At 52.7% G+C, this 23,373-nt stretch carries 26 protein-coding genes; 16 read left to right on the forward strand and 10 right to left on the reverse strand.

Annotated features, from left to right (window positions below):
* Window positions 1-8: 8 nt before the first annotated feature.
* From WFO64_RS03205 to WFO64_RS03245, 9 genes are read left to right on the forward strand one after another with little or no spacing between them, the layout of a single operon-like run.
* Entirely contained in the window at window positions 9-1,904 is a 1,896-nt protein-coding gene (locus WFO64_RS03205; protein WP_337008854.1) for a phage tail tape measure protein, read from the forward strand.
* 37 nt (window positions 1,905-1,941) lie between these two features.
* Window positions 1,942-3,318, forward strand: coding sequence for a DNA circularization protein (locus WFO64_RS03210; protein ID WP_337008855.1), 1,377 nt, complete (start codon window positions 1,942-1,944; stop codon window positions 3,316-3,318).
* On the forward strand, window positions 3,315-4,385 hold the full coding sequence (locus WFO64_RS03215; RefSeq protein WP_337008857.1) for a phage baseplate assembly protein: 1,071 nt from the start codon (window positions 3,315-3,317) through the stop codon (window positions 4,383-4,385). The genes WFO64_RS03210 and WFO64_RS03215 overlap by 4 nt, the downstream gene beginning before the upstream one ends.
* Entirely contained in the window at window positions 4,385-4,942 is a 558-nt protein-coding gene (locus tag WFO64_RS03220; RefSeq protein WP_279856678.1) for a phage baseplate assembly protein V, read from the forward strand. Before WFO64_RS03215 ends, WFO64_RS03220 begins: the two co-directional genes overlap by 1 nt.
* Window positions 4,939-5,352 (forward strand): phage GP46 family protein, encoded by a 414-nt coding sequence (locus WFO64_RS03225; RefSeq protein WP_337008861.1) that lies wholly within the window; start codon window positions 4,939-4,941, stop codon window positions 5,350-5,352. Before WFO64_RS03220 ends, WFO64_RS03225 begins: the two co-directional genes overlap by 4 nt.
* Window positions 5,345-6,412: a baseplate J/gp47 family protein gene (locus WFO64_RS03230; RefSeq protein WP_337008863.1), complete on the forward strand. Its 1,068-nt coding sequence runs from the start codon at window positions 5,345-5,347 to the stop codon at window positions 6,410-6,412. Before WFO64_RS03225 ends, WFO64_RS03230 begins: the two co-directional genes overlap by 8 nt.
* Window positions 6,403-6,984, forward strand: a complete 582-nt coding sequence (locus WFO64_RS03235) for a YmfQ family protein (RefSeq protein WP_263056407.1) — start codon at window positions 6,403-6,405, stop codon at window positions 6,982-6,984. The genes WFO64_RS03230 and WFO64_RS03235 overlap by 10 nt, the downstream gene beginning before the upstream one ends.
* Window positions 6,985-6,986: 2 nt before the next feature.
* Complete coding sequence (locus tag WFO64_RS03240) at window positions 6,987-7,865, forward strand: glycine-rich domain-containing protein (RefSeq protein ID WP_337008865.1); 879 nt, start codon at window positions 6,987-6,989, stop codon at window positions 7,863-7,865.
* The gene (locus WFO64_RS03245; RefSeq protein WP_337008867.1) at window positions 7,865-8,293 is read left to right on the forward strand and encodes a hypothetical protein; all 429 of its coding nucleotides are present in this window, start codon (window positions 7,865-7,867) and stop codon (window positions 8,291-8,293) included. The genes WFO64_RS03240 and WFO64_RS03245 overlap by 1 nt, the downstream gene beginning before the upstream one ends.
* Window positions 8,294-8,331: 38 nt before the next feature.
* Here the strand turns inward: WFO64_RS03245 and WFO64_RS03250 are convergent, their stop codons facing one another.
* From WFO64_RS03250 to WFO64_RS03260, 3 genes are read right to left on the reverse strand one after another with little or no spacing between them, the layout of a single operon-like run.
* Entirely contained in the window at window positions 8,332-9,561 is a 1,230-nt protein-coding gene (locus tag WFO64_RS03250) for a hypothetical protein (RefSeq protein WP_337008869.1), read from the reverse strand.
* Between the two features lie 25 nt (window positions 9,562-9,586).
* Window positions 9,587-10,507 carry a glycosyltransferase family 2 protein gene (locus WFO64_RS03255; RefSeq protein WP_337008871.1) on the reverse strand — a complete coding sequence of 307 codons (921 nt, stop codon included), beginning with the start codon at window positions 10,505-10,507 and terminating at the stop codon, window positions 9,587-9,589.
* Window positions 10,473-10,862 (reverse strand): GtrA family protein, encoded by a 390-nt coding sequence (locus WFO64_RS03260; RefSeq protein ID WP_337008873.1) that lies wholly within the window; start codon window positions 10,860-10,862, stop codon window positions 10,473-10,475. Before WFO64_RS03260 ends, WFO64_RS03255 begins: the two co-directional genes overlap by 35 nt.
* Before the next feature lie 298 nt (window positions 10,863-11,160).
* Between WFO64_RS03260 and WFO64_RS03265 the strand changes: the two genes are divergently transcribed.
* Together WFO64_RS03265 and WFO64_RS03270 are read left to right on the forward strand one after the other, a co-directional pair.
* Entirely contained in the window at window positions 11,161-11,400 is a 240-nt protein-coding gene (locus WFO64_RS03265; protein ID WP_337008875.1) for a hypothetical protein, read from the forward strand.
* A 2-nt stretch (window positions 11,401-11,402) separates the two neighbouring features.
* The gene (locus WFO64_RS03270; RefSeq protein ID WP_337008877.1) at window positions 11,403-11,726 is read left to right on the forward strand and encodes a phage repressor protein; all 324 of its coding nucleotides are present in this window, start codon (window positions 11,403-11,405) and stop codon (window positions 11,724-11,726) included.
* An 819-nt stretch (window positions 11,727-12,545) separates the two neighbouring features.
* Here WFO64_RS03270 and WFO64_RS03275 read toward each other — a convergent pair.
* From WFO64_RS03275 to WFO64_RS03285, 3 genes are all read right to left on the reverse strand, one after another.
* Window positions 12,546-12,908 (reverse strand): hypothetical protein, encoded by a 363-nt coding sequence (locus WFO64_RS03275; protein ID WP_337008879.1) that lies wholly within the window; start codon window positions 12,906-12,908, stop codon window positions 12,546-12,548.
* A gap of 26 nt (window positions 12,909-12,934) precedes the next feature.
* The gene (locus tag WFO64_RS03280; protein WP_337008881.1) at window positions 12,935-13,210 is read right to left on the reverse strand and encodes a hypothetical protein; all 276 of its coding nucleotides are present in this window, start codon (window positions 13,208-13,210) and stop codon (window positions 12,935-12,937) included.
* A gap of 220 nt (window positions 13,211-13,430) precedes the next feature.
* Complete coding sequence (locus tag WFO64_RS03285) at window positions 13,431-13,673, reverse strand: hypothetical protein (RefSeq protein ID WP_337008883.1); 243 nt, start codon at window positions 13,671-13,673, stop codon at window positions 13,431-13,433.
* A 925-nt stretch (window positions 13,674-14,598) separates the two neighbouring features.
* Between WFO64_RS03285 and WFO64_RS03290 the strand changes: the two genes are divergently transcribed.
* Window positions 14,599-14,799: a DUF6404 family protein gene (locus tag WFO64_RS03290; protein WP_337008885.1), complete on the forward strand. Its 201-nt coding sequence runs from the start codon at window positions 14,599-14,601 to the stop codon at window positions 14,797-14,799.
* A 35-nt stretch (window positions 14,800-14,834) separates the two neighbouring features.
* Here the strand turns inward: WFO64_RS03290 and WFO64_RS03295 are convergent, their stop codons facing one another.
* From WFO64_RS03295 to WFO64_RS03310, 4 genes are all read right to left on the reverse strand, one after another.
* Window positions 14,835-16,340, reverse strand: coding sequence for a SulP family inorganic anion transporter (locus WFO64_RS03295; RefSeq protein WP_337008887.1), 1,506 nt, complete (start codon window positions 16,338-16,340; stop codon window positions 14,835-14,837).
* A 139-nt stretch (window positions 16,341-16,479) separates the two neighbouring features.
* Window positions 16,480-16,740 carry a biofilm/acid-resistance regulator YmgB/AriR gene (locus tag WFO64_RS03300; RefSeq protein WP_337008889.1) on the reverse strand — a complete coding sequence of 87 codons (261 nt, stop codon included), beginning with the start codon at window positions 16,738-16,740 and terminating at the stop codon, window positions 16,480-16,482.
* A 393-nt stretch (window positions 16,741-17,133) separates the two neighbouring features.
* On the reverse strand, window positions 17,134-17,541 hold the full coding sequence (locus WFO64_RS03305; protein ID WP_337008891.1) for a DUF2000 domain-containing protein: 408 nt from the start codon (window positions 17,539-17,541) through the stop codon (window positions 17,134-17,136).
* A gap of 40 nt (window positions 17,542-17,581) precedes the next feature.
* On the reverse strand, window positions 17,582-18,430 hold the full coding sequence (locus tag WFO64_RS03310; RefSeq protein ID WP_337008893.1) for an AraC family transcriptional regulator: 849 nt from the start codon (window positions 18,428-18,430) through the stop codon (window positions 17,582-17,584).
* Between the two features lie 145 nt (window positions 18,431-18,575).
* On the opposite strand from WFO64_RS03310, the gene WFO64_RS03315 reads away from it, so the two are divergent.
* From WFO64_RS03315 to WFO64_RS03330, 4 genes are read left to right on the forward strand one after another with little or no spacing between them, the layout of a single operon-like run.
* On the forward strand, window positions 18,576-19,007 hold the full coding sequence (locus tag WFO64_RS03315; RefSeq protein ID WP_337008895.1) for a MarR family winged helix-turn-helix transcriptional regulator: 432 nt from the start codon (window positions 18,576-18,578) through the stop codon (window positions 19,005-19,007).
* Window positions 19,008-19,009: 2 nt separating this feature from the next.
* Complete coding sequence (locus tag WFO64_RS03320; protein ID WP_337008897.1) at window positions 19,010-20,695, forward strand: MFS transporter; 1,686 nt, start codon at window positions 19,010-19,012, stop codon at window positions 20,693-20,695.
* Window positions 20,692-21,786, forward strand: a complete 1,095-nt coding sequence (locus tag WFO64_RS03325) for an HlyD family secretion protein (protein WP_337008899.1) — start codon at window positions 20,692-20,694, stop codon at window positions 21,784-21,786. The genes WFO64_RS03320 and WFO64_RS03325 overlap by 4 nt, the downstream gene beginning before the upstream one ends.
* Entirely contained in the window at window positions 21,783-23,165 is a 1,383-nt protein-coding gene (locus tag WFO64_RS03330) for an efflux transporter outer membrane subunit (protein ID WP_337008901.1), read from the forward strand. The genes WFO64_RS03325 and WFO64_RS03330 overlap by 4 nt, the downstream gene beginning before the upstream one ends.
* The last annotated feature ends 208 nt before the right edge of the window (window positions 23,166-23,373 follow it).

Raw genomic sequence — 23,373 nt, forward strand, 5'->3', positions numbered from 1 at the left:
AATTAAGAATGGCTGACAGCTTCCAGTTAAAAGCCATAATCACGGCCGTTGACCAGCTTACCGGCCCGATGAAAGGGATGCAGCGTCAGCTGAAGGGGTTCCAAAAGGAATTTTCATCGCTGGCAGTTGGAGCAACAGCTATTGGCGCATCCATTCTGGGTGCGCTGGCTATCCCTGTAAATCAGGCCATTAAGTTTGAATCAACGATGGCTGATATCCGCAAGGTTGTTGACGGCCTTGATAACGCTGACGCTTTCAGGAAGATGAGCCAGGACGTTATTGACCTGTCAACGAAGCTGCCGATCACAGCTGACGGTATCGGTCAGATTGTCGCTGCAGCTGGTCAGGCAGGCATCGCCAGAAATGAGCTTGTCGGGTTTGCGGAAGATGCGGCCAAGATGGGTATTGCGTTTGACCAGACTGCGGAAGAGTCCGGGCAGATGATGGCCACCTGGCGAACCGCTTTCAAAATGACGCAAAAAGATGTTGTCGGGCTGGCAGACAAGGTGAACTACCTTGGCAATACCGGTCCGGCCAGTGCAGCTAAAATCTCTGAGATAGTCACCAGCGTTGGCTCTCTTGCAGCTGTCAACCATGTCTCCACGGGAAACCTTGCCGCACTGGGTGCAACCATTGCGGGAATGGGCGTGCAGTCTGAAGTTGCCAGCACTGGTATCCAGAACTTCATGCTGTCGCTTTCCAATGCTAATACCGGTAATGCAAAGAGGGTTCTGAAGCAAATCGGTATGACGCCTAAATCTCTTGCCAGCGGGATGGTGAAAGATTCTAAAGCAACCATGCTCAAGGTGCTGGAAGGTATAAAGAAACTACCAGAGCAAAGCAAATCAAAAGCACTCGAGTGGCTGTTCGGGAGAGAGTCGATAAAGGCTATCGCACCGCTTCTTAACAATCTTGATCTGCTTCGCAAAAACTTCGGAAAGGTTGCTGATGCACAGCAGTACGCTGGCTCCATGCAAAAAGAGTATGACTCCCGTGCAGACACTACCGAAAACAAGCTCACGCTGATGCAGAATGGCATTACTGCGGTAAGCATTGCCCTCGGTGATGCGCTTACGCCACAGCTTAAGCAGGGGGTTGTTGCGCTAATGCCTTATATAAAGCAGACGGAAAAGTTTGTCAGAGATAACCCCGAACTGGTCAGGTCAGTTGCGAAATTCGCTATTTCTCTGGTTGGAGTTGGCGTCGCGGTCGGGACCGTTTCGCAGTCTTTTAAAGTGCTTAACATGGTAATGAACCTGTCGCCTGCCAAGCTGGCTATCGCTGCGCTTGCTGCCGGTGCTTTGCTGATAATCAACAACTGGGATCAAGTTGGCCCGGTTGTGAAGCAGGTCTGGACTGAGATAGATAATGTCGCTCAGGAGATGGGGGGCTGGCAGACCGTAATTGAGGGTGTCGGCGCAGTAATGGCCAGGTCTTTTGCTATCAAAACTATTGGCTCTCTGCAGCAGGCTGTGACTCTTGCAGGTTCGCTGTCAGGTTTGCTGGGTACAATCAGCCGTCTTGGCGCAATGACAATCACGATTGGAATTGCAATCTCGCTTCTTAAACAGCTGCAGGATTTAGACAAGCAGGCAAATGCGCAGGGTGTAAGCAAGGGTGAGTTTCTGGTTAACCGCCTGCAGTCACAGGAGCGAGAGCGGGGATATAACGGCTTCTTTCCGAGGTTGCGTGAAATTCTGGGAATGGACAACCCGATACCTGAAGGGCGTTACGATCCAAAAGTGGGGCTCGACCGGCCATCTTCTACAGGCCGACCGCAGGCAGGCGAGCTGAAAGTTAATTTTGAGAATGCGCCACCGGGCATGCGTGTTGCTACTCCAGCTGGCAGCGCAACTCCCTGGCTTAGTTATGATGTTGGATACAACCGATTCTCAAACCAATAACCCGCTCCGGCGGGTTTTTTTATGTCCGGAGTAAGCCATGGCCTGGAAAGATAATCTGCAGGATGCCTCACTGCGTGGCATCGCGTTTAAGGTGGACAGCGACGAGGCAACCTTTGGGCGTCGCGTGCAGGTGCATGAGTACCCCAATCGCGACAAACCGTGGGCGGAAGATTTGGGCCGCGCGACGCGCCGCTTCAGCGTTCAGGCTTATCTGATTGGCGATGATTTCTTTGAGCAGCGTAACCGGCTGATTGAAGCCATTGAAAAGCCGGGATCATGCACGCTGGTTCATCCTTACTACGGCGAGATGACCGTGGTGGTAGATGATGCCGTTCGCGTCAGCCATTCACAGAGCGAAGGGCGTATGTGCCGCGTCAGCTTCAGCTTCGTTGAGTCCGGTGAATTATCGTTTCCCACCGCTGGACTGGCAACTGGACAGAAACTCACATCGTCAGTTTCATTCCTGGACGATGCAATTTCATTGGCGTTCGGTGCCTTTGGCATGGATGGCACGCCTGACTTCCTGCAGGACGGCGTGCTGGATGAGGCAACCGGTATGTTCAGTACTGTGACCAGTTCCTTTCAGTATGTTGATTCTGGTATCAGCGCCGCATCACGTCTGATGCAGGGCGATTTATCGGTGCTGCTTAGCCCGCCGTCGAGCGGCATGAGCTTTGTTAACCGGCTGCAGACTATGTGGCGCGCCGGAACGCGGCTGACGGGTAACACTTCTGACCTGATGTCAATGATTAAGGGGCTGACCGGCGTCACGGTTGATTCGGGTCTGGCCCCGCGCGGTGTATGGAAAACCGACAGTAAGACAGCACAGGCGCAGACCACACAGCGCAATTATGTTGCGCAGGCGGTGCGCACCACGGCCATCAGCGAGGCGGCCGCAACGGTAACCAGTCTGCCGCAGCCTGTAAACCGCACCGTCACGCGCCAGCAGGACCCGCAGCAGCCAGTCGTGGTATCGCATCCTGCCGTCAGCAACATACGTCCTGATTCCGGTAATGCGGCTTCTGATTCAGGCACTACAGCGACAGCGACCATTTCCGCTTCTTCGGGCGTAATCACCTCTCTGGATAACAGCAGCGTTATTTCCTGGGATGACCTTGCCCAGGTGCGTGACAGTCTCAATGAAGCCATCGATCTTGAGATGGAGCGGGTATCAGATGACGGGCTATATCAGGCACTGGTCACCGTGCGCACGGACGTTAACCGCGATATCTCAGCCCGACTGGAGCAGGTCGAGCGTATGACTGAGCGGACACCATCACAGGTCATGCCTGCACTGGTGCTGGCCGCAGACTGGTACGACTCAGCCTCCCGAGCCGGTGATATCACAGCGCGTAACGGCATCCGCCATCCCGGCTTCGTGCCGGTTCAGTCACTGAGGGTGCCGGTACGATGAACAACACAGTTATTTTACGGGTGAACGGTCAGGAGTGGGGAGGCTGGACTTCGGTCAGGATCGCCGCAGGTATTGAGCGTATTGCCCGCGACTTCACCGTTGAGATTACCCGCAGCTGGCCCGGCGATACCGATCAGGCGGTGCGCAGTACCCGCATTAAAAACGGCGATCTGGTTGAGGTGCTGATAGGCACCGATAAAGTGCTGACCGGCTACGTTGAGGCTACGCCGGTCCGGTACGACGCACGTAGCATTAGCACCGGGATTTCAGGGCGCAGCAAAACGGCTGACCTTATCGATTGCTCAGCCACGCCGTCACAGTATGCCGGGCGTTCTCTGGCGCAGGTGGCTGCAGAGCTGGCGAAGCCGTTCAGCATTATGGTGGTGGATGCGGGCGGCGCATCCGGTGCGCTTCAGGGAATTCAAGCCGACCAGGGCGAAACAGTCATGGACGTGCTGAACAAGATGCTCGGACTGCAGCAGGCGCTAGCGTATGACAACGCGCAGGGCAATCTGGTTATCGGTGGCATCGGCAGCCAGCAGGCGCATACCGCACTGGTGCTGGGTGAAAACATTCTTTCCTGTGATACAGAAAAGAGCATCCGCGACCGATTCAGCGACTATCAGGTGTCCGGTCAGCGCAAGGGTAACGACGACGACTTTGGCGAAGCGACAACTACGGCTATCCGCTCAAAGACCATCGATGGCGGCCTGAAGCGCTACCGCCCGATGATTATCCGCCAGACCGGCAACGCCACCACGGCAACCTGCAGCGCACGCGCAGAATTTGAGATGCGCCAGCGTGCTGCACGCACCGATGAGGTGACCTATACCGTACAGGGCTGGCGGCAGGGTGACGGCTCACTCTGGCTGCCAAACCTGCAGGTGATCGTCTTTGATCCCGTTCTGGGTTTTAACAACCGTCAGATGGTGATCGCTGAGGTGACCTACCAACAGGATGAAAACGGCACCGTGACCGAAATCCGCGTCGGGCCACCGGATGCTTATCTCCCTGAGCCTGCGAAACCCGGTAAGCGTAAGAAAAAGAAAGAAGAGGATGATTTCTGATGGCTAACCCGATTTCAGGTATGGGGCGTGCTTTGTCGAACCTATTGGCACGTGCGGTCGTTCGCGGACTGAACACGGCAACAAAGTGCCAGATGCTGCAGGTTGAAATGGCGGGTGGCGAGGGCAAAAGCGACATTGAGCATATGGAGCCTTACGGATATACGGCTGCGCCTCTCATCGGGGCTGAGGCCGTGGCCGCTTACTTTGACGGTGACAGGTCACACGGTGTAGTGCTGGTTGTCTCTGACAGGCGTTACCGCATTAAAGGTCTGAAGCCTGGTGAAGTGGCGGTATATGACGATCAGGGACAGTCGGTCACGCTGACCCGTGCTGGGATAGTTGTTAATGGCGCAGGCAAGCCAATCACGTTTACCAATGCGCCAAAAGCCCGATTCGAAATGGACATCGAATCGACAGGCGAGATCAAAGATAAGTGTGATTCTTCCGGCCTGACCATGTCAGCCATGCGCGTCTCCTATAACGGTCACACACATAAAGAGAACGGATCGGGCGGCGGCACTACCGACGCGCCCACGCAGAAAATGGTGGCGTCATGATTATTGTAATTAATGGAGTGCCGCGTGACGTGACGTGGCCGCCCGATCCTCTTACACGCGCGGTAATTATCTCACTGTTCTCCTGGCGAAAGGCTGAGCCTGACGACAGCCCGGAACAGGAAAACGGCTGGTGGGGTGACAGCTTCCCGACCGTGCAAAATGACCGCATCGGCTCACGTCTATATCTTCTCAGTCGGCAGACGCTCACCAATAAAACGCCGCTCAAAGCCCGCGAATATATCAGCCAGGCGCTTCAGTGGCTGGTGGATGACGGCGTGGCGGTAAGGGTAGACGTGAAGGCCGAGCGGACCGGGATTACCACGCTCAGCGCGTCGGTTGTTATCAGCCAGAAAGACGGCAATCGCACGGCATTTTCTTTTGACGATTTATGGAGTGAACTTAATGGCTGACAGTGGATTTACCCGCCCGACACTCCCTCAGTTAATCACCACCGTCCGCAACGATATTCTCACCCGCCTGGCTGCAGACACCACACTGGCCGCATTGCGCCGTACCGATGCAGAAGTTTATGGACGGGTCCAGGCGGCGGCGGTTCATACCGTGTATGGCTACATCGACTATCTGGCGCGCAACCTTTTGCCGGACCTTGCGGATGAGGACTGGCTGACACGCCACGCCAACATGAAGCGATGCCCGCGAAAAGCGGCTACAGCAGCAACCGGTTATGTGCGCTGGGATGTGGCAACGAGCGGCATCCCTGTTCCTGCCGGTGTCACAATTCAGCGTGATGATCTCGTTTCATTCACCACGACAGCTAAAGCGACCTCGGCGGGTGGCGTTCTGCGCGTGCCGGTTGTCTGCGATACGGCAGGTAAAGCAGGCAACACCGATGACGGGCTGGCAATGCGCCTGGTTAGCCCGATTACCGGACTGACCTCAGCTGGTGTGGCGGACAGCATTCAGGGTGGCGCTGACATTGAAGATTTAGAAGTCTGGCGTGCCCGCGTCATTGAGCGGTGGTACTGGACCCCGCAGGGCGGCGCTGACGGTGATTATGAAGTCTGGGCTAAAGAAGTGGCTGGCGTAACACGCGCATGGACATACAGGCACTGGAGCGGTCGGGGAACGGTAGGCGTTATGGTGGCGAACAGCGACCTCATTAATCCGATCCCTGACGCTGCTACCGTCGCAGCTGTAAAGGCATACATCGAACCGCTTGCCCCGGTGGCCGGAGCAGATATCTACGTTTTTGCTCCCACGCCTCACATCGTTAATTTCCAGATTCGACTCAACCCGAACACTGCAGCAGTGCGCTATTCCGTAGAGGCTGAGTTGCGCTCAATGATGCTGCGCGATGGCGGTCCTGAAAACGTGCTGAAGCCGTCCCGCATCAGCGAAGCTATTAGCATCGCAACGGGTGAGTACAGTCATACGCTGGTCAGCCCTGTTGCTGATATCACCATCGGGAAAGGCGAGTTGGGTGTGGTGGGGGCAATCTCATGGACTTAACGGCGCAGTACCGGCAGATGCTTGGCGCTCTGCTGCCGCGTGGCCCGGCGTGGGACAGTGACGACCTGCTACTGACCGGTATGGCACCTTCACTTTCTGCAGTACACAGCCGCGGCGATTCGCTCATGCTGGAGACTGACCCACGATCAGTGACGGAGCTGATTGACCGTTATGAAAGCATCAGCGGACTGCCGGACAGCTGCGCACCTGCAGGCGTGCAGACCCTGCAGCAGAGACGACAGCGGTTGGATGCAAAGATAAATCTGGCGGGCGGCATCAATGAGGCGTTCTACCTGGCCCAGCTTGAGGCGCTGGGTTACACGGGCGTCACTATCACCCGCTACAACAAAAGCCAGTTTAACTGCCTGTCCGTTTGCACCGACTCACTTTACAGCGATGAATGGCGCTACTACTGGCAGGTGAATATGCCCGCCTCCACGCAGATAACGCCGATGACGGCCATCAGCAACTGTACGGACAGCCTGAGAATGTGGGGTGACACCGTTGCGGAGTGCGTCCTTAACAAGCTGGCCCCCTCACACACTTACGTTATTTTCAGATACCCGGAGTAAACATGCATCGTATTGACACATCTACCGCGCAGGTGGATAAATTTGGCGCGGGTAAAAACGGCTTCACCGGTGGTAATCCTCAAACCGGTGAATTGCCTACCGCGCTGGACGCAGAATTTTTCGATTCAGTTCAGGAAGAAATTTCGGCGGTGATAGAAGCCGCAGGCCTGACGCTTACCAAATCTAACAGAGCTCAATTGCTCTCAGCTATGAACGCGCTGGTTGGCCCCGGACGGCTGATCAACGTGCAGGTTTTCAAAGCCAGCGCCCCTTACAAAAAATTTCCCGGAACGAAAAACGTCATCGCCGAGGTTCAGGCGGCAGGCGGCTCGGGCGCCAACACAGGGTATTCAGGTTCGTCAACCGTTTCTCTGTCTACAGGCGGCAGCGCCGGAGGTTATGCAAAATCAAAGTTAGCAGCAGATCAGGTTGATGGGCAACTTGTCACAGTGGGTACGGGTGGCAAACCTAAAGCAGGGTTACCCTCATCTGGCAGCGCAGGGGGTGATTCATCAATCGGAAGCCTTATTACGTGTAAAGGTGGCAGTGGCGGCTATGGTCAGGAACAGGCGACACCGCCTTTTACATGTACTGGCGTTCTGGGTGGTGACGCAACAGGCGGAAATATTGTGAACACCCCCGGGGGGAGTTCTGAGCACGGCGTTTCTCTCAGCACCGGATCGAACTTTGTTGGTAAAGGCGGAGATTCGTTCTTCGGCAAAGGTGGATTCAGCCGCGCAAATAACAACTCGGTCGGAAACGATGCCAATGGCTTTGGTTCAGGCGGGGGCGGCGCAGTCGGCGGCCCTAACAATACATCAACCGGCTACAAAGGTGGCGCGGGTGCTGATGGTATCGTGCTTATCTGGGAGTATGCATAATGACAGCTTCATCTTACGCTCTGATTAAAGACGGCGTTGTAGTGAATGCAGTGCTGTGGGACGGGGAAGGAGACCTGTTTCCTGAGTATGAAACTTACGAGATAAAAGAAGAGGACCCGGTCAGCCCAGGCTTTACTGCAGAGAAGGACAAAAAAGGTAACTGGGTATTCACTGCCCCGGTAGTTGAAATCACCCCTGAAGAGCGCGCACAGAAAAATTTGAGCACTGCGCAGTCGCAATACAACCGCGCATCAGCACAAATCACTGCCCTTAACCAACGCATTGAAGACGAGGATTACAGCGGAGATTACACTGAGACGGCGGTGGCAAAGTCTAAAAATGACTGGACCACGTACCGTAAGGCTTTGAGGGCGTACATTTCTGAAGCGGACGGGAAGGAGGCGTTGCCAGCACCTCCAGGTTTTTAGTTAAAAGTTTCAAACACCTCAAACTTTATCTGTTAATTTTATTTCTTGATTAAATCCATGCTCCAACCTGGGGGGTTAGTTCTAATGTTAACTATATCCCCCTTTCGAGCGATTTCAAATTTTTTAACATCTTCTTCATAACCAACTTTTTGAAGTTTAGGCATTCTGTACGAAGCAATTAGACATGGAATAACTAATAGTATAAATAACAAATTTGCTAGCGGGCGCTTTATTGAAATATTTTTAGATATGATAAGTAGAAGGCAGAAAATAGCCATTCCAGAAGCAATAAAATACCTGCATCCCACTATTGGTATTTCAAATAGAGGCCACTGCTCACTTAAGTTGTTTATAACGGGCTTAAAGATTGATAGCCCAACAATTATAGTCACGTAAGTGAATACTACCTTGTACTGCCAGCCGCATCTAAAGAAGTAGAATAAAGAAGACGCAATTACGAATGCACATATTATTATGTTTAATATGTTTTCTCCCCACACCCACCTAACATATTGTAGGTCAATCAAAGAGCCTAAGATAATCTTATATGATAATATACTTGCAAACAAATCCCAACTGGCACCAAGTGGCGCTGATGTTCTGTCAGCGCTAAAGGTTACAATAGCTGCACATTGAGTAAGAAAGCAAAAGGTAAAAACGACATCAAATAAATTTAATTTCTTTATGGCATTAGTTATTGATCCGTGTTCGATTATTCTTTTTAATGCCAAGCAAGGTGCAAGAATGCCAATGAATGGCCCGCTAAGCCCACATATTACCAGTATTATAAAATCATGACATTTCCAAAATAAGCCGACTGGCGGCTTTGAAATCATGATGCACAATAAATAGATGGCTAAGTAAGTATGCGCGTTGGTTATATTTATATATGCTTCTTGTATGTTGGGTTGTAGCACAAAGTAAAAACAAAATATTATTCTATATTTTATATTAACAAAGCTCATCCTGCCTGACAGCACATATACTAAAAAAAGGCCCCGTAAAGTTACAGCTGCAGCCAATGCCGTAACCGCCGAAGAGCTTACTCCCAGAAAAGACGCAAGTGACATCGTCAATTTAGGTAGGGTTTGGAAGTAGCCATCCCTTGGCGTAATTAAAGAATCAAAAGCCCCAATATTCCAAACAGATTGCAAAAATGCTTTGCCATCCTCAGCCCACAATTGAGGGTGATTGAAAATATCGGGACGCCTAGTAATCATTATTGCCAAAAGAACAACTAAAATTAATAGTGTCTGGGTTTTATTCAACCTGTTTTCCATATATAACATAATTTTATTCTCTGTCTTCCTTTTTAATATATCTAGGTCTTTTCTTGGTCTCAATGTAGATACGACCTATGTATTCTCCCAGAATTCCAATCCCAATCAGTTGCACACCTCCAAGAAAAAGAATTGAAACCAGAAGAGAAGAGTAGCCCGCCACGGGATTACCCCAGAATATCTTGTCTACTATCATCCAGATGCCATAAATGAAAGATAGTCCGGCAACGAAAAATCCAATATATGTCCACATGCGTAGAGGGAACGTAGAGAAGGAAGTAATTCCCTCTAAAGCCAGATTCCACAACTTCCAACCATTGAACTTTGTTGTTCCGGCCACACGTTTCTCACGCGTATATTCAACAATATCAGTTCTTCCGCCAACCCATGACAGAATGCCTTTCATAAACAGGTTACGCTCGGGCAGAAGCTTGATGCTCTCAACCACGGTGCGAGACATTAGCCTAAAGTCGCCAACGTTTTCTTCAATTTTTGGCGAGCTTATTTTATTATGCAGGCGGTAAAACCATTCTGCAGTCTTGCGCTTCATGTGGCCGTCAGTGCTCCTGTCAGTACGCTTAGCCAGAACCATGTCTGCGCCGGACTGCCAGCAATCAATTAGCTTGGGTATCACTTCCAGCGGATCCTGCAAATCAACATCTATAGGGATAATCGCATCACCAGTGGCACATTCGATGCCTGCGAAGAGCGCCGCTTCTTTACCGAAGTTCCTGGTAAAGAATATATTCCGAACTAATGGGTCACTTTCTTGCATATCCTTCATTAGTTGCGGCGTGAAATCGGTACTACCATCATCCACGAAGACGATTTCGATTTCGTATGGCTTCAAAAATTCTTTATATCTTACGTCGCTGTAAAAATATCTTATCGCATCTTCTTCATTGAAGACGGGAACTACTAGCGATATCTTCATTTTTCTCTCTAAAAATAATATATTTAGAATAAAGGAATCCGCAAACAAGGCTCACTGCAGAAAATACGACCAGAGTCGCTATAGGGTTCACATGCAGCCGGTCTGCCGAGCTACCAATAAGAGTGGCAACGGCACCCATAAAAAATACATACATCATGTATCTGAATGTGGTCGCCTCAGAGCTAAAGGTCCACCGTGCATTTGCGAAGAATGAGAACGTAACAGCAACACAGAAGGCCGCGAAGTTGGAAAGTGATTGAGACTGATCGTTTTTAATGCAGATGGCAAACACTACCCAATGAATGAGCGTATTAAGAATGCCGATTGTCATATAGCGGGCAAATAATTTAGCCATGTGAACACCTGAAAATGTAGATAACGAATTTTGTCATTTCGTTAAGAGATGTTCAAGGAATCGATCATAAATGTAAGGACATAAAAAAGCTCGGCCACCGGGCAATGACTCAGCCGCTCCTGCCACAGCAGGCTGCGGGATGGGTGATTTGAGATTAGTCACTCACCACCGGAAGCGCCAACCAAAAATCCCTTTCGGCTCAACCCCTTTACAAATCTGTGTACCAGCTCGCCTTGATCAAACCTACCGATTGATATTACTGTTTATCCATACAGTATTTGTTAGGGGGGGATTTATCATGGCGAGAGAGGGCGACATACATGCAGCCTTCGTTGGAGCGATAACGAAGGACATCAGGGGGCGGCAGATTGTCACAACAGCGGCGTTCCAGAAGCGACTGGATGACGTGAATCACGTCTGGACGCTACAGGAGTGCAACCGGTGGATTCGCCGGTACCAGAACTTCTTCTTCGAGCTGGTTACAGAGGAAAGCGAGAATAAGACCTGGTCGTTACGCAACATGGGATACGTGAGGTAATTATGGGGTTTCCATCACCAGCTTCAGATTACATAGAGCGGCGTATCGACCTGAACGATGTCCTGATGCCTCACCGCAACAACATGATCCTGATTGAGACGCCTGACGGGTTCGTGCTGGCGGATAAATCGCTGAAGCCAGTGCCAGGCGACAAGGTCGCGTTCCAGCTCGGCGAGTTCCCGCAACTGGGAAGATTATTCAGTTCGGGGATTATCACTTCGGACGGTGAAACGATCGACGGAGATGGCATGGATGGGATTATCGTGCTGGGGAAAGTAACTTCCGAGATAGTGTCCGTTTATGAACCGAGCAGGCCGATAATTTAAGGAAAATACTTCATAATAAGGCCTCATGCTCACTACTAAGTTATTGAATAAATTAGGACTGACACTGATGCTATATTATGAAAGATTGGTCTATTGTGTTGATTTAAATTCTAAAAGCGCCTGATTTAAAATCCCTCGGCTGTAAGGCTGTGCGGGTTCAAGTCCCGCCCCGGGCACCATATCGAATTACCAATAAAATCAATGATAAGCAGTGTCGTATGACCGCCCCTCAGAGGCGGTTTTTTTGTGCCCGCTATTCCACAATAATTGTTGCCTTATTATCACGATAATCTTGCCTCAGTTAACTGACTGCACAGCAGTCATGACTCGTCATCTCATTGTTTACTGGCGCTGTCGGTTAATGCCTTGATGTAATGGGGGAGGTAGGCTCTGAGCCGCTCTATTGCTGAGGAGCATTAGAAGAACGTTCACACATACAACGTTGCACTGGTTACGGATGTGAGCCGCTTTAAATAACTGCGGATTACGAGGTGTCCAGGTATCTGGACACCTCGCTACAGGCGACGCAGATCGGTCTGCTATTCAGGATGGCTTAACCGTGACAGGTCCAAAACCTACTTAACTCATTCCAGAATGCCGAATCAATGTAAGACTGGAAGCGTTTCAGCAAAAGCAGTCCACACCGTTTGCATGCGGGACGACGTAATTTCAGATGATGTCTGCTCTGGTAAGTGAGATGTTGAAGGTTTTACGGCGTGTAAAAGCGACCAGCCCAGATATGGCTGGTCACAGGTTTTACGTTTTTATACTGTCAAAAAACGAGGAGTATGAATAATTGAGCTACATGTCGATTAATTCTCAGCCGATGTCTTTAAGGATACCCATAAAGAAATCTTCTGATTCTGCGGGCGTATGAGAAGCGCCATAAATCGCACCACCTATTCCGCCAATAACCAGACCAGCCACGACACTGAGGAGTTGTGACAGACCAAAGGTTAACATCCCCGCAATCCCTCCAGCCCATTTGCCAAAAGAAAATGAAAGTGTTGTTGCGCCAATTACTGCACCATTTAAAATGGCTTCACCCGTTGCTTCAACTTCTGCAGCGGTTGCGACACCGCCTGCAACGATGCTTATTTCATGATGACTTAGATGCCGCATAAGGTCTTTTCTCTGATTTAAAAATAAAAAAGAGTGCCACCATGGATAGAGTCCTTGCATAGGCACTCTCCTGTTGGCTTAAAGCATCACCCAGCGAATTCCATAATTTTGTTGAAGAAGGTTTCAACCTGTTCTGATGTATGGGTCGCGCCATAAAGTGCGCCACCGACTCCGCCGATAGCAAGACCCGCTACGACACCGACGAGTTGCGACAGGCCGAAAGTCAACATACCTGAAATCCCTCCAGCCCATTTACCACCGATAAACGCGTAGGTCGTCGCACCAATAACCGCGCCTTCGAAGCTCTCCTGCCAGCCAGCACCAGAAACCATCTCGATTTGATTCTTACGAAGTTCTTTCATAGTAATTTCCTTTTTGATAGAAGATATTATATACCGGCTATGACATAACGTAGATAATCATAAGGGCTGGCAGGAAATTATATAAATAGTAATATGTCCAAATATTCCCTATTTATCTATACAATCCTGTGGAACCTCACAAATAATGTAGGACCAGGTACTGATCTCCTTCCGTAGATTTAAGTGACCTGTAGTTTTGTTATTTTTGGCATTCGTTTTTTTAACTTTTTTTTAAAAATTTTATAAATAACGTATGATTATTTTTCTGAGAGTTTTGATTAGCAACCAGATCACAATATTGTTTGGTAAATACCCGCTGCTTGCACTTGCCCGATGAGAGAGTAGCCCTATCCTTGTGCACACCGCGCTGCTTTTCCAGACACGCCTTTCGGGCAGAGTATGAAGGTGTGACTGCAACTCTTAGTGGGGTGACGATGGGGTTCACTCCTGGTACGCGTTCCATCCGCTACATTCCTGTTAACGCCTTTCCCATCCCTGCTATTGCTTAGCCAGCACCAATATTACATCTGACTCCACTCATTTTAGCGACCTGTCTCGAATTATATAACCTGTTGAAAAGGGGTGTTTTATCGTGTTGTGGTGCCTGCTACTTGCCGTCACAGAAATGTTAATTCCTAAGATTACCTCTTTCAGCCCCGACTTAGCTGAATCGGCTTTACCCCGTATTATCAGTGATGCGCCAGCTTAATGTGCGCGGTGTTATCACCGTACTGATGAGTGCCGACCTGAGGTGGCTCTCACTACGTTCATCTGGCAGGCTGCGTGAGTTAGTGGAGGAGATGACAGCAGAATTACCGTTTACTCAGGGGCATCAGCGGTACGCTTTTATGCAGAGTCAGCGCGGTGCACTGGCGAAAAACAGGGCTTAAGCACCTGGTTGCTGGCGGCGGGTATGGCATTGAACACTGAACTGACAGTGGGGGGACGATCTTAACTGCACTTATCAGGTGATGATTCATTATCTGAAAAGACCCGTTCCGCTGAGCGTATTCAGGCACTCTTTTGTGAAAGTGATCTGCTGGCATTTGGTGCAATGCCGGCGATCAGGGACGTTGGTCAGGTTATCCATCTGGCGGTGGCTGGGTTTGGAGACGGTGAGGAAGCCCGCAGATCAACCTGGCAGCTTACCTGCTGGTCAACTGACCTCAGGCAGATTGTTGGCAGCGCGGAGGATTGCTGGCCGGGGTCGCAGGAAAAAAACCGCAGTGTATTGAAAATCACCACAAAATCGCCCGGACAGGGTTAAGCCATCGACCCGTATGGCAAATTGTCGGCGATTATTTGAGACGCCTCGCAACTCGTGCATGCTGACAATGCGTTCCAGGCCGGAGCGCGCTAAGGTAGCTCTTTATTTAAAAGGAGTTGTTATGAATGGCATTATGAAGTTCGTCCGCGGCTGGCTGGTGTTCTCTGTACTGTGGGGCGTGTTCATGTGGTTTATGTCATGGCAGCAGCAGGGCAAAGAGCCTGGTCTGGCGATTCTGACCAGTCTCTATGCCGGTTTACTCTATCAGGCGTTGATCACCATGGTTGGCCGCTATCGGGCACGGCGGCAACAGGTTGAGTGAGTTCTGCTGCCGGAGAGGCAGCAGAACGGACTCTCTTAGCCGAAATTACCGGTGAGGCGCTGATGGAAGTCAGTACTGCGTGGATCCAGCCCCTCAATGGTGACTTCTGCTCCATAACGCTGATAGCGATACTCAATCCCATCAAGCGCTGCGACGCTGGACGCATCCCAAATCTGCGCGTACGTTAAATCGATAGTGACCTGTTTGGGATCATGGGCGTAATTGAAGTGTTCGAACAGGTCGTTGCTGCTGGCAAAAAACAGTGGGCCGCGCACCACATAGCGTACCGACTCGCCATCTTCGCTCAACTGGCGTTCCGCATGAATAACGTGCGCAATTCGGCGGGCAAACAGCAGCATCGCCAGGATCACGCCAGCCAGGACGCCCAGAGCCAGATTGCCTGTCCACACAGTCACCGCCACCGTCAGCACCATAATCAACGTTTCCGACCACGGCATTCGTTTCAGGGTGGCGGGCTGCAGGCTATGCCAGTTAACAGTTTTCACTGCGACCACCATCATGATCCCGGCCAGTACCACCATAGGGATTTGCGCCATAATCCGGCTCAGCCCGGTCACCAGTAACAGCAGCACCAGACCGGCGGCCAGAGTAGAGACCCGACTGCGTGCCCGGCCCAGCTCAACATTGACGATGGTCTGACCTATCATCGCACACCCGGCGATACCGCCATAAAACCCTGCCAGAATATTCGCCACACCCAGGCCCCAGGATTCACGACGCTTACTCGAAGGGGTATCAGTCAGGTCGTCGACCAGTTTGGCGGTCAGCAAGGACTCCATCAGCCCGACAAAGGCGATGCTGAGTGCCGTGGGCCAGATAATCTGCAGGGTTTGCAGGTTAAGGGGCACCAGCAGGCTGTTAAAACCGGGCAGACCGGGACTCATTGGCCCTTCATCGCCGACGTTCGGCATGCGATAGCCCATCAGCAGTGCGACTGCCGTTACCACCACAATGGCCACCAGGGGAGAAGGAACAGTTTTTATCAGACGCGGTAACAGCAGCACAATAGCCAGGGTGACGGCAAAAAAGAGCCACACCAGTGATGACTGTCCCCAGACGTGCGGCACCTGAGCAAAGAAAATCAGCACCCCGAGCGCATTCACAAATCCCAGCATCACTGAGCGGGGGATATAGCGCATCATGCGCGCCAGACCGGCCACACCAAACAGAATCTGAATCACGCCGCCCATGACAACTGCGGGCAGAATATATTCAACGCCGTGTAGATGGACCATCGGCCCGATAACCAGCGCCACTGAACCCGCTGCAGCCGTGACCATTGCCGGACGACCGCCCAGTATCGACAGGGTCAGGCAAAGCACCACCGAGGCGACCAGGCTGACTTTCGGGTCTACACCGGCAATCACGGAAAAGGAGATCACTTCAGGGATCAGTGCCAGCGCGGTAATCACTCCGGCCAGGCATTCACGGGTTAGCAGCGCAGGCGAACGCAGAACGCGCCCCATGCTGATATCGCACGCCGCAACGTCGGTTGTGGCAACATCATTGGTTTGATTCATAGAGGATTGCAGGCTCTTTAGTTATTTTGCTCCCGCGCGAGGGGCGGGAAGATCAGGATAAACAGTGAGGGACAGATAGTAACGGGCGATAGGCTAAGATGCCAGAAAAAGGCGGATGACTCCTTCCGTGGAGTCGCGATTACAGTGAGAAATCGTCCGGGGTTTTATGGACCACCAGTTCAAGCAGCTGTCGGTAGATATCCAATAACTCCCTGTCGCTTTCCAGTTCCAGCCGATGAATAAGCTTTGAGATAATAGCTTTATTGTTTACTGGCATGCCGGATTGCAAAATTTCTGCAACGAGGATGCCCATCATCTCCATCTCGCTGGCTGGCTTATTGGCAGCAGAATTAAAATAATCAGCAATTTCCTGATGAGTCCGGGGAAGAATATGTTGCATGTGTAAGCCCTTCAGAACAGCCCGATTCCAGTTCGGATGTCAGGACAAAAGCGATCAAAAAAAACCTCGCATGGACAGATGCGATGGTACCAATGTCACAAATTGAGCAGATAAAAAATAACCTCTGGAGGTGGAAATCCACTGACACCTTCAGAGGCGACGCAAGAGCATCATTCATTGCAGAGTCGCATGACAACGCATGGCAGTAAACTTATACAATGAAGGCCAATCTGTACAATCGGATCCTTTGATAAAAAGTGCTATTAATACCTTATCAACCATTTATAAGAATTATTCCGAGCCAAAATCTGTACAGATAACCTGTACAAACGGCGGGATTGACGGGGGAGCAGAGCAGGACAGGGACGCAGTGACCAGCGTCCCGCAAAAAGATTAACTGAACAGCGTCAGTTTTGACGTGAGCTTACGCAGAGCTTTTTTATCGCCGACGACCGCGATTCCCAGCAGACGCCATTGCTGACGCGGTTGTTGCCGCAGGACGGCGCTCAGCGCCTGATAATCGGTGGTGGTCTGACCCTCTTCCGGAAACAGTACCAGATCATACTCAGCCTGTTCGCACTGTTCCCGCAATGCATTGAGCTGTTCGCTGGTCGCTGCCAGCACCGGAATCCCGGTAGCGATCAAACCGGGTGAAGGTCGCATCTCAGCATCCTGCAGGGTGTCGCCAACCAGCGCCGGATGTCGCTGTCCCAGGGTTAATGCTATCACGGCGGCAGCATTGGTGGCTTTGCCTGGCGGCAGAGCGGCATTCAGTATCATCACACATCGTGGGTCTTGCATTGCGCTTCTCCTGACTAAAAAACGCATTGTGGCAAGTGGCTTAACCCAGGTCTGGAAGATTTGTGCAGGCGTGCTGATAGCGGGCCGGGGAAAGCTGGCACGCGCGTTTAAACCAGCGGCCAAGGTGACTCTGATCGGCGAAACCCAGCGCGGCTGCCACATCGGCGACGGGCTGCCCTTGCGCCAGCTGACGACGCGCCAGGCTAAGCCGCCATTGCACCAGCCAGGCGTGGGGCGGCAAACCCCAGTGAGTATTGAACAGTCGCGATAACCGGAAGCGATCTACCTGCAGATGCTGCGCCATCTGCACCAGGCCGGGATTATCCATATAATGGGCAATCAGCCAGTCACGTGCCTGCAGCGCCAGCCGGGCATCTTTATCCAGTAACTGAGCAGGCAGTGACCACTGCCGGTAGGGGGTGAGCTGACCAAACATCCGGTCCAGCGCCGCCTCTTTAATGATGGCGGGATGGTTGTGCCACAGCGCATCAAACGCATGCCAGACAGCATAAGCCAGCGGGCGGTCATCGCGCAGCGTGGCAGCAAAGTGTAGCTCACGCGATAAGGAGCCATCAGCCTGATTAGGTGCGAGGTATCGGGCAATCTGCTGCGGTGAAAGATAGAGCATCCGGTAAGTGAAACCGCTGTCGTTGATGGCATCACCATCATGCAGCTCCTCCGGCTCCAGCATAAAGACCGTACCGGGCCGACTCTGATGCTGTTTGCGCCGTGAATGAAATTGCTGTACACCTTGCTCGGTTACACCAATCAGATAACTGTCGTGCCAGTGAGGATCATAGGCGTGGCCGGTAAAATGGGCGCGCAGTACCTCAATACCGCTGACGGCGTCACAGCGTAAATCGACCCAGTTTGTTGATGCCTGTTTCATGTTATCCGGCTCCCGGTTTAGGCCCCTGGACATTCTGCCGCGATCCACTAATTTTTAACAGACCGGACGCTTTTCATTCGCCTTTCGCTTTGCGTATAATAACGCCTCCATTCAATTAGATATCTTACTATTAGGCTGCTAACATTTGTCTCAGCATACGCGTACCTTTACCCACTTACTGCATCTGACCGCACATGCCTGGCGTCTGGCGGTGGATCGTCATCTTAAAGATAGCGGCTTAAGCATGAGCAGCTGGATGGCCATCGGGCTGATTGCCAGTGAACCGCAACGCATGACCCAAACCGAACTGGCGCAGCTACTGGGGCTGGAAGATGCCAGCATGGTGCCGCTGGTGGATCGGCTGGTAAAACAGTCACTGCTGACGCGGGTCCAGCCGCCAGAAGATCGACGTAAACGTCACCTGGTGCTGACTGACAAGGGCAACGAAGCGTTTGCCAAAGTGAAAACTGAGGCTGACGCACTCCGCACTGAAATGCTGGCCGATATTGATCCCCAGGATCTGGCCGTGACCGAGCGCGTATTGCAACAACTGCTGAGCCGCATGGGAAGTATGTAGCAGTGGCAAAGCGAAATCCCTACGCTGCACGCGAGTGGTTGCCGCACGAAAAACCGATGCTGCCGGGCTCGCCCTCGACTCCGCTGCATCCGATGCCAAAACGGCTGGCGTTTGGCTTGATAGGTTTACTTATCTCGCTGACCGGTGCGCTGAGTAACGCGCTGGTCACGGCGAATCTGGTTAATCTGCAGGGCACCTTTGGTGCCTGGTCGAATGAAATTGCCTGGCTGCCAGCGGTCTACGTGATGGGCAACATCTCTATTAACCTGCTGTTGGTGAAGTTCCGTCAGCAGTTTGGCCTGCGCGTTTTTACCGAGGCGTTTCTGGTGCTTTATGTGCTGGTGGCGTTCTTCCATCTGTTCGCCAACGACCTTAGCTCGGCGATCATAGTGCGTACCGCTCATGGCATGGTGGCTGCGGCGCTCAGCTCTTTGGGCATCTACTATCAGGTACAGGCCTGGCCAGCAAAACATCGTCTGAAAGCGCTGGTGATTGGCCTGACGGTCTCGCAGTTGGCTATCCCGCTGGCCCGCTTATTTTCTTCTGAATTGCTGCAGCTTAATGAGTGGCGCGGTCTTTATTTGTTTGAACTCGGTCTGGCGCTGATTGCGCTCGGCGGCGTGCTGCTGGTGAAACTGCCACCGGGCGATCGTATCAAAACCTTTGAAAAGATGGATTTCGTCACCTTTATCCTGCTGGCACCTGGTATGGCGCTACTGTGTGGCGTATTAACGCTGGGACGTATTGAGTGGTGGTTCACCACACCGTGGCTCGGTATCTGTAGTGCGATCGCCCTGACGTTGATTGTCGCTGCGATTGTCATTGAACATAACCGGCGCAATCCGCTGATCAACACCCGCTGGCTCAGCAGCGGCATGATGGTGCGGCTTGGCATTGTGATGATTATGATCCGTATTGTACTGGCGGAACAGAACACCGGGGCGGTCGGCTTTTTGCAGCTAATCGGCTTGCAGAACGATCAGATGCGCGGTCTGGCACTGGCGATCATTGCCGGGGTTATCGTCGGCATCGCCGCCAGTGCGATGACCATTAAGCCCAATCATCTCAGCTGGCCGATTGTCACCTCGCTGATCGTGATGATTATTGCCTCGCTGATGGATGCGCAATCCAGCCCGCTGACCCGCGCCAGTGAGATGTATTTCAGCCAGTTTCTGCTGGGCTTCAGCAGCGCATTTTTCATGGCACCCGCAATGCTGATGGGCATTGGCAGCGTGGTCACTCAGCCGAAAAATCTGGTGAGTTTTGTAGTGCTGTTTGGCATGAGTCAGAACCTTGGTGGGTTGATTGGCTCCGCCATTCTTGGCACGTTTCAGGTCTGGCGGGAAAAATATCACTCCAGCCTGCTGGGCGATCAGCTTTCCCTGCTCGACCCCAACGTCACCGAACGGCTCAGCCAGTATAATGCGCTGTTTAATTCGCTGGTGGGTGACGATGTTCTGCGCGGTGCGCAGAGCACCAGCCAGTTACAGACGGTCGCCACGCTGCAGGCAAACGTGCTCGCCTATAACGACACCTACCTGCTAACCGCCGCGCTGGCACTGGTCACCCTGATGTGGGTGATCTGGCGTTTAACCCGGCGTCGTTATCTTGACTGGCGTCAGGCGCAATTCAACCTGCGTGAGCAGCAACAGCTGGCCGCATTACAGGAAGCAACGGAGAAACAATGAGTCAGCAGGATGAGCTTCAGGCGGTGGAGCGTGAACGCGCGAATCGTCGCCGTATTCTTTCTATCGCCGCAGGCAGCGGCATTGTCGTCATTGGAGTACTGGTTATCCTCTATGCCTGGCAACTCTGGCCCTTCACCAGCGCAATACAAAGCACCGAGAATGCGTATGTGCGCGGCCAGGTGACCTTCATCAGTCCGCAGGTCAATGGCTATCTCACCTCGGTAGAAGTGATTGATCTGCAGCCAGTGAAAAAAGGGCAGTTGCTAATGACAATTGACGACCGTATCTATCGCCAGCGGGTGCATCAGGCGCAGGCGCAGCTGACGATGAAGCAGGCGGCACTGAATAATAACCTGCAGCAGCGGCGCAGCGCAGAAGCGACCATTCAAAGCAATAAAGCGGCGCTGGAGAATGCCAAAGCACAGGCGCTGAAAAGCGGTTTCGATCTTAAGCGCGTTGACAACCTTACGGCGGATGGATCGCTGTCGGTGCGCGAACGTGATGCCGCCCGAGCCGCAAACGCGCAGGCACAGGCACAGGTGCGTCAGGCTGCGGCGCAGATCGCGGTAGCCCAGCAGAATCTGCAAACCGTCATCGTTAACCGCGACGCGCTGGAGGGCGATGTCGACAGCGCTCGCGCCGCGCTGGAACTGGCGGAGATCGATCTGGCGAATACCCGAATTACCGCGCCCGACGATGGCCAGCTCGGTCAGCTATCGGTACGCACCGGCGCCTATGTCACGGCCGGTACGCGCCTGACCTCAGTCGTGCCTAATCGCAAATGGATCATCGCGAACCTGAAAGAGACCCAACTGGCAAATATTCGTCCTGGCCTGCCGGTAACGATTCGGGTCGATGCGCTGGATGGCAAACGCTTTAATGGTCAGGTTGAGTTTATCTCTCCGGCCGCAGGCTCGGAGTTCAGTGCGATTTCGCCCGACAACGCCACCGGTAACTTCGTTAAAATCGCGCAGCGCATTCCGGTTCGCATCCGCATCAACGATCAGGATATGCGCCAGCTGCGCCCCGGTATGTCGGTTGAAGTCAACATTGACACCGCCGCCCAGCCCGCCGGTGAGGGCGCACGATGAAGGTTCGTTTACTGATCGGCGTTGTGGCACTACTGCTTACAGGCTGTGCCACCCAGGTTGAAAAGGCACCGGCCTCTCTGCCGATCCCCGACGCCTGGCGCCATAGTGTCGGGCCATCTACCGCGCCGGAGGCGGAGTGGTGGCACGCTTTTCATGATGAGTCTCTCAACCGGCTGGTGACGCAGGCGCTGCGCAATAATCCCGATATTCTTACGGCGCGATCCAGAGTGGATCAGTATCGTGCCCAGTTGCGTGCAACGCAGGGCGATAATTTTCCAACCCTGAGTGCTGGGGTGGCTGCTACCCGTCAGCGCACGCTCTCGTCAGTCACGGGCCAGCCGTATGAAAGCGATGTTTTTCAGGGCTTATTACAGGCGAACTACGAGGTCGATCTTTGGGGGGCGCGCAGCAGCAGCATCACAGCGGCGCAGGCGACCTTAGCTGCGCAGCAGGCCGCCGCGTCTGCCGCAGAATTGACCATCGCCAGTTCGGTAGCGACGGGTTATTTCAACCTGTGTGCACTGGATGAGCAACTGCGGGTCACGGAGGCGACGCTGGCGACGCGTAACAATTCGCTGAAGCTGGCACAGCGTCAGTTTGAAACCGGGTACACCTCCAGGCTGGAATGGATGCAGGCTGCCTCCGAATATCAGTCGGCCAGGGCGCAGATGCCGCAGTTGCAGCATCAGATCACCCAACAGGAGAACGCGCTGAGCATTCTGATGGGCATGAACCCGCGCACCATTGCCCGTCGGCAACAGTTCGACCAAATCTTACCGCAGCAGATGCCCGCGCTGCTGCCATCAGAACTGCTTAATCGCCGCCCGGATATCGTGCAGGCGCAGCGCCAGTTACTGGCTGCAGATGCCAGCCTGGCCTCATCGCGGGCTAAGCTACTGCCCGGCCTTAACCTGACCGCCACCGGTACTCTGCAGAGTTCGGTGCTGCACCAGTTAGCGGACGACCCGTTTCGGCTGTGGAGCGTGGGCGGCAGCATTCTGGCGCCTCTGCTGAACCGTGAAGCGCTGACGGCGCAGGTGGATGTCTCAATGGCGACACGGAATCAGGCACTTTATGGCTATGAAAAAGTGGTCCGCAACGCCTTCTCGGAAGTCAACGATGCGATAGACGCCATCAGGCAGCGTGAGGCACAACTGCAGGAACTGCAAAAACAGGAAGCCTATGTGACGGAGGCGCTGCGCATTGCTCGCAATCGCTATCAGAACGGCTACGCTTCCTATCTGGATGAACTGGATGCCCAGCGAACCCTGTTTTCCACCCAGCTAAATCGGGTGACCGTCAAAAATAACCTGCTGCTGGCGCAGATCGATCTCTACCGTGCGCTCGGCGGAGGCTGGACTCTGGCATCAACACCGTGATTTCAGAGGTCGATCCAGCCGCAACCAGAGTTTCTGCGCACGGGATCGGCCTCTGAGCTGTCGCGGCGACTGCGCACTTTACCCGCTGCAATCCCCTAAATAACGCTTAAAAACCCATTCATACTTCTGCTTACCTGTCTTTACATTCGATGGTATCATGCGCGGGTTTTAAGCCAGTCAGACGGAAAAACGTGCTAAAAGTTCAGCG

Origin of the sequence: Pantoea sp. AS142, from assembly GCF_037152305.1 — a bacterium.
In the GTDB taxonomy this organism is placed as follows: Bacteria; Pseudomonadota; Gammaproteobacteria; order Enterobacterales; family Enterobacteriaceae; genus Pantoea.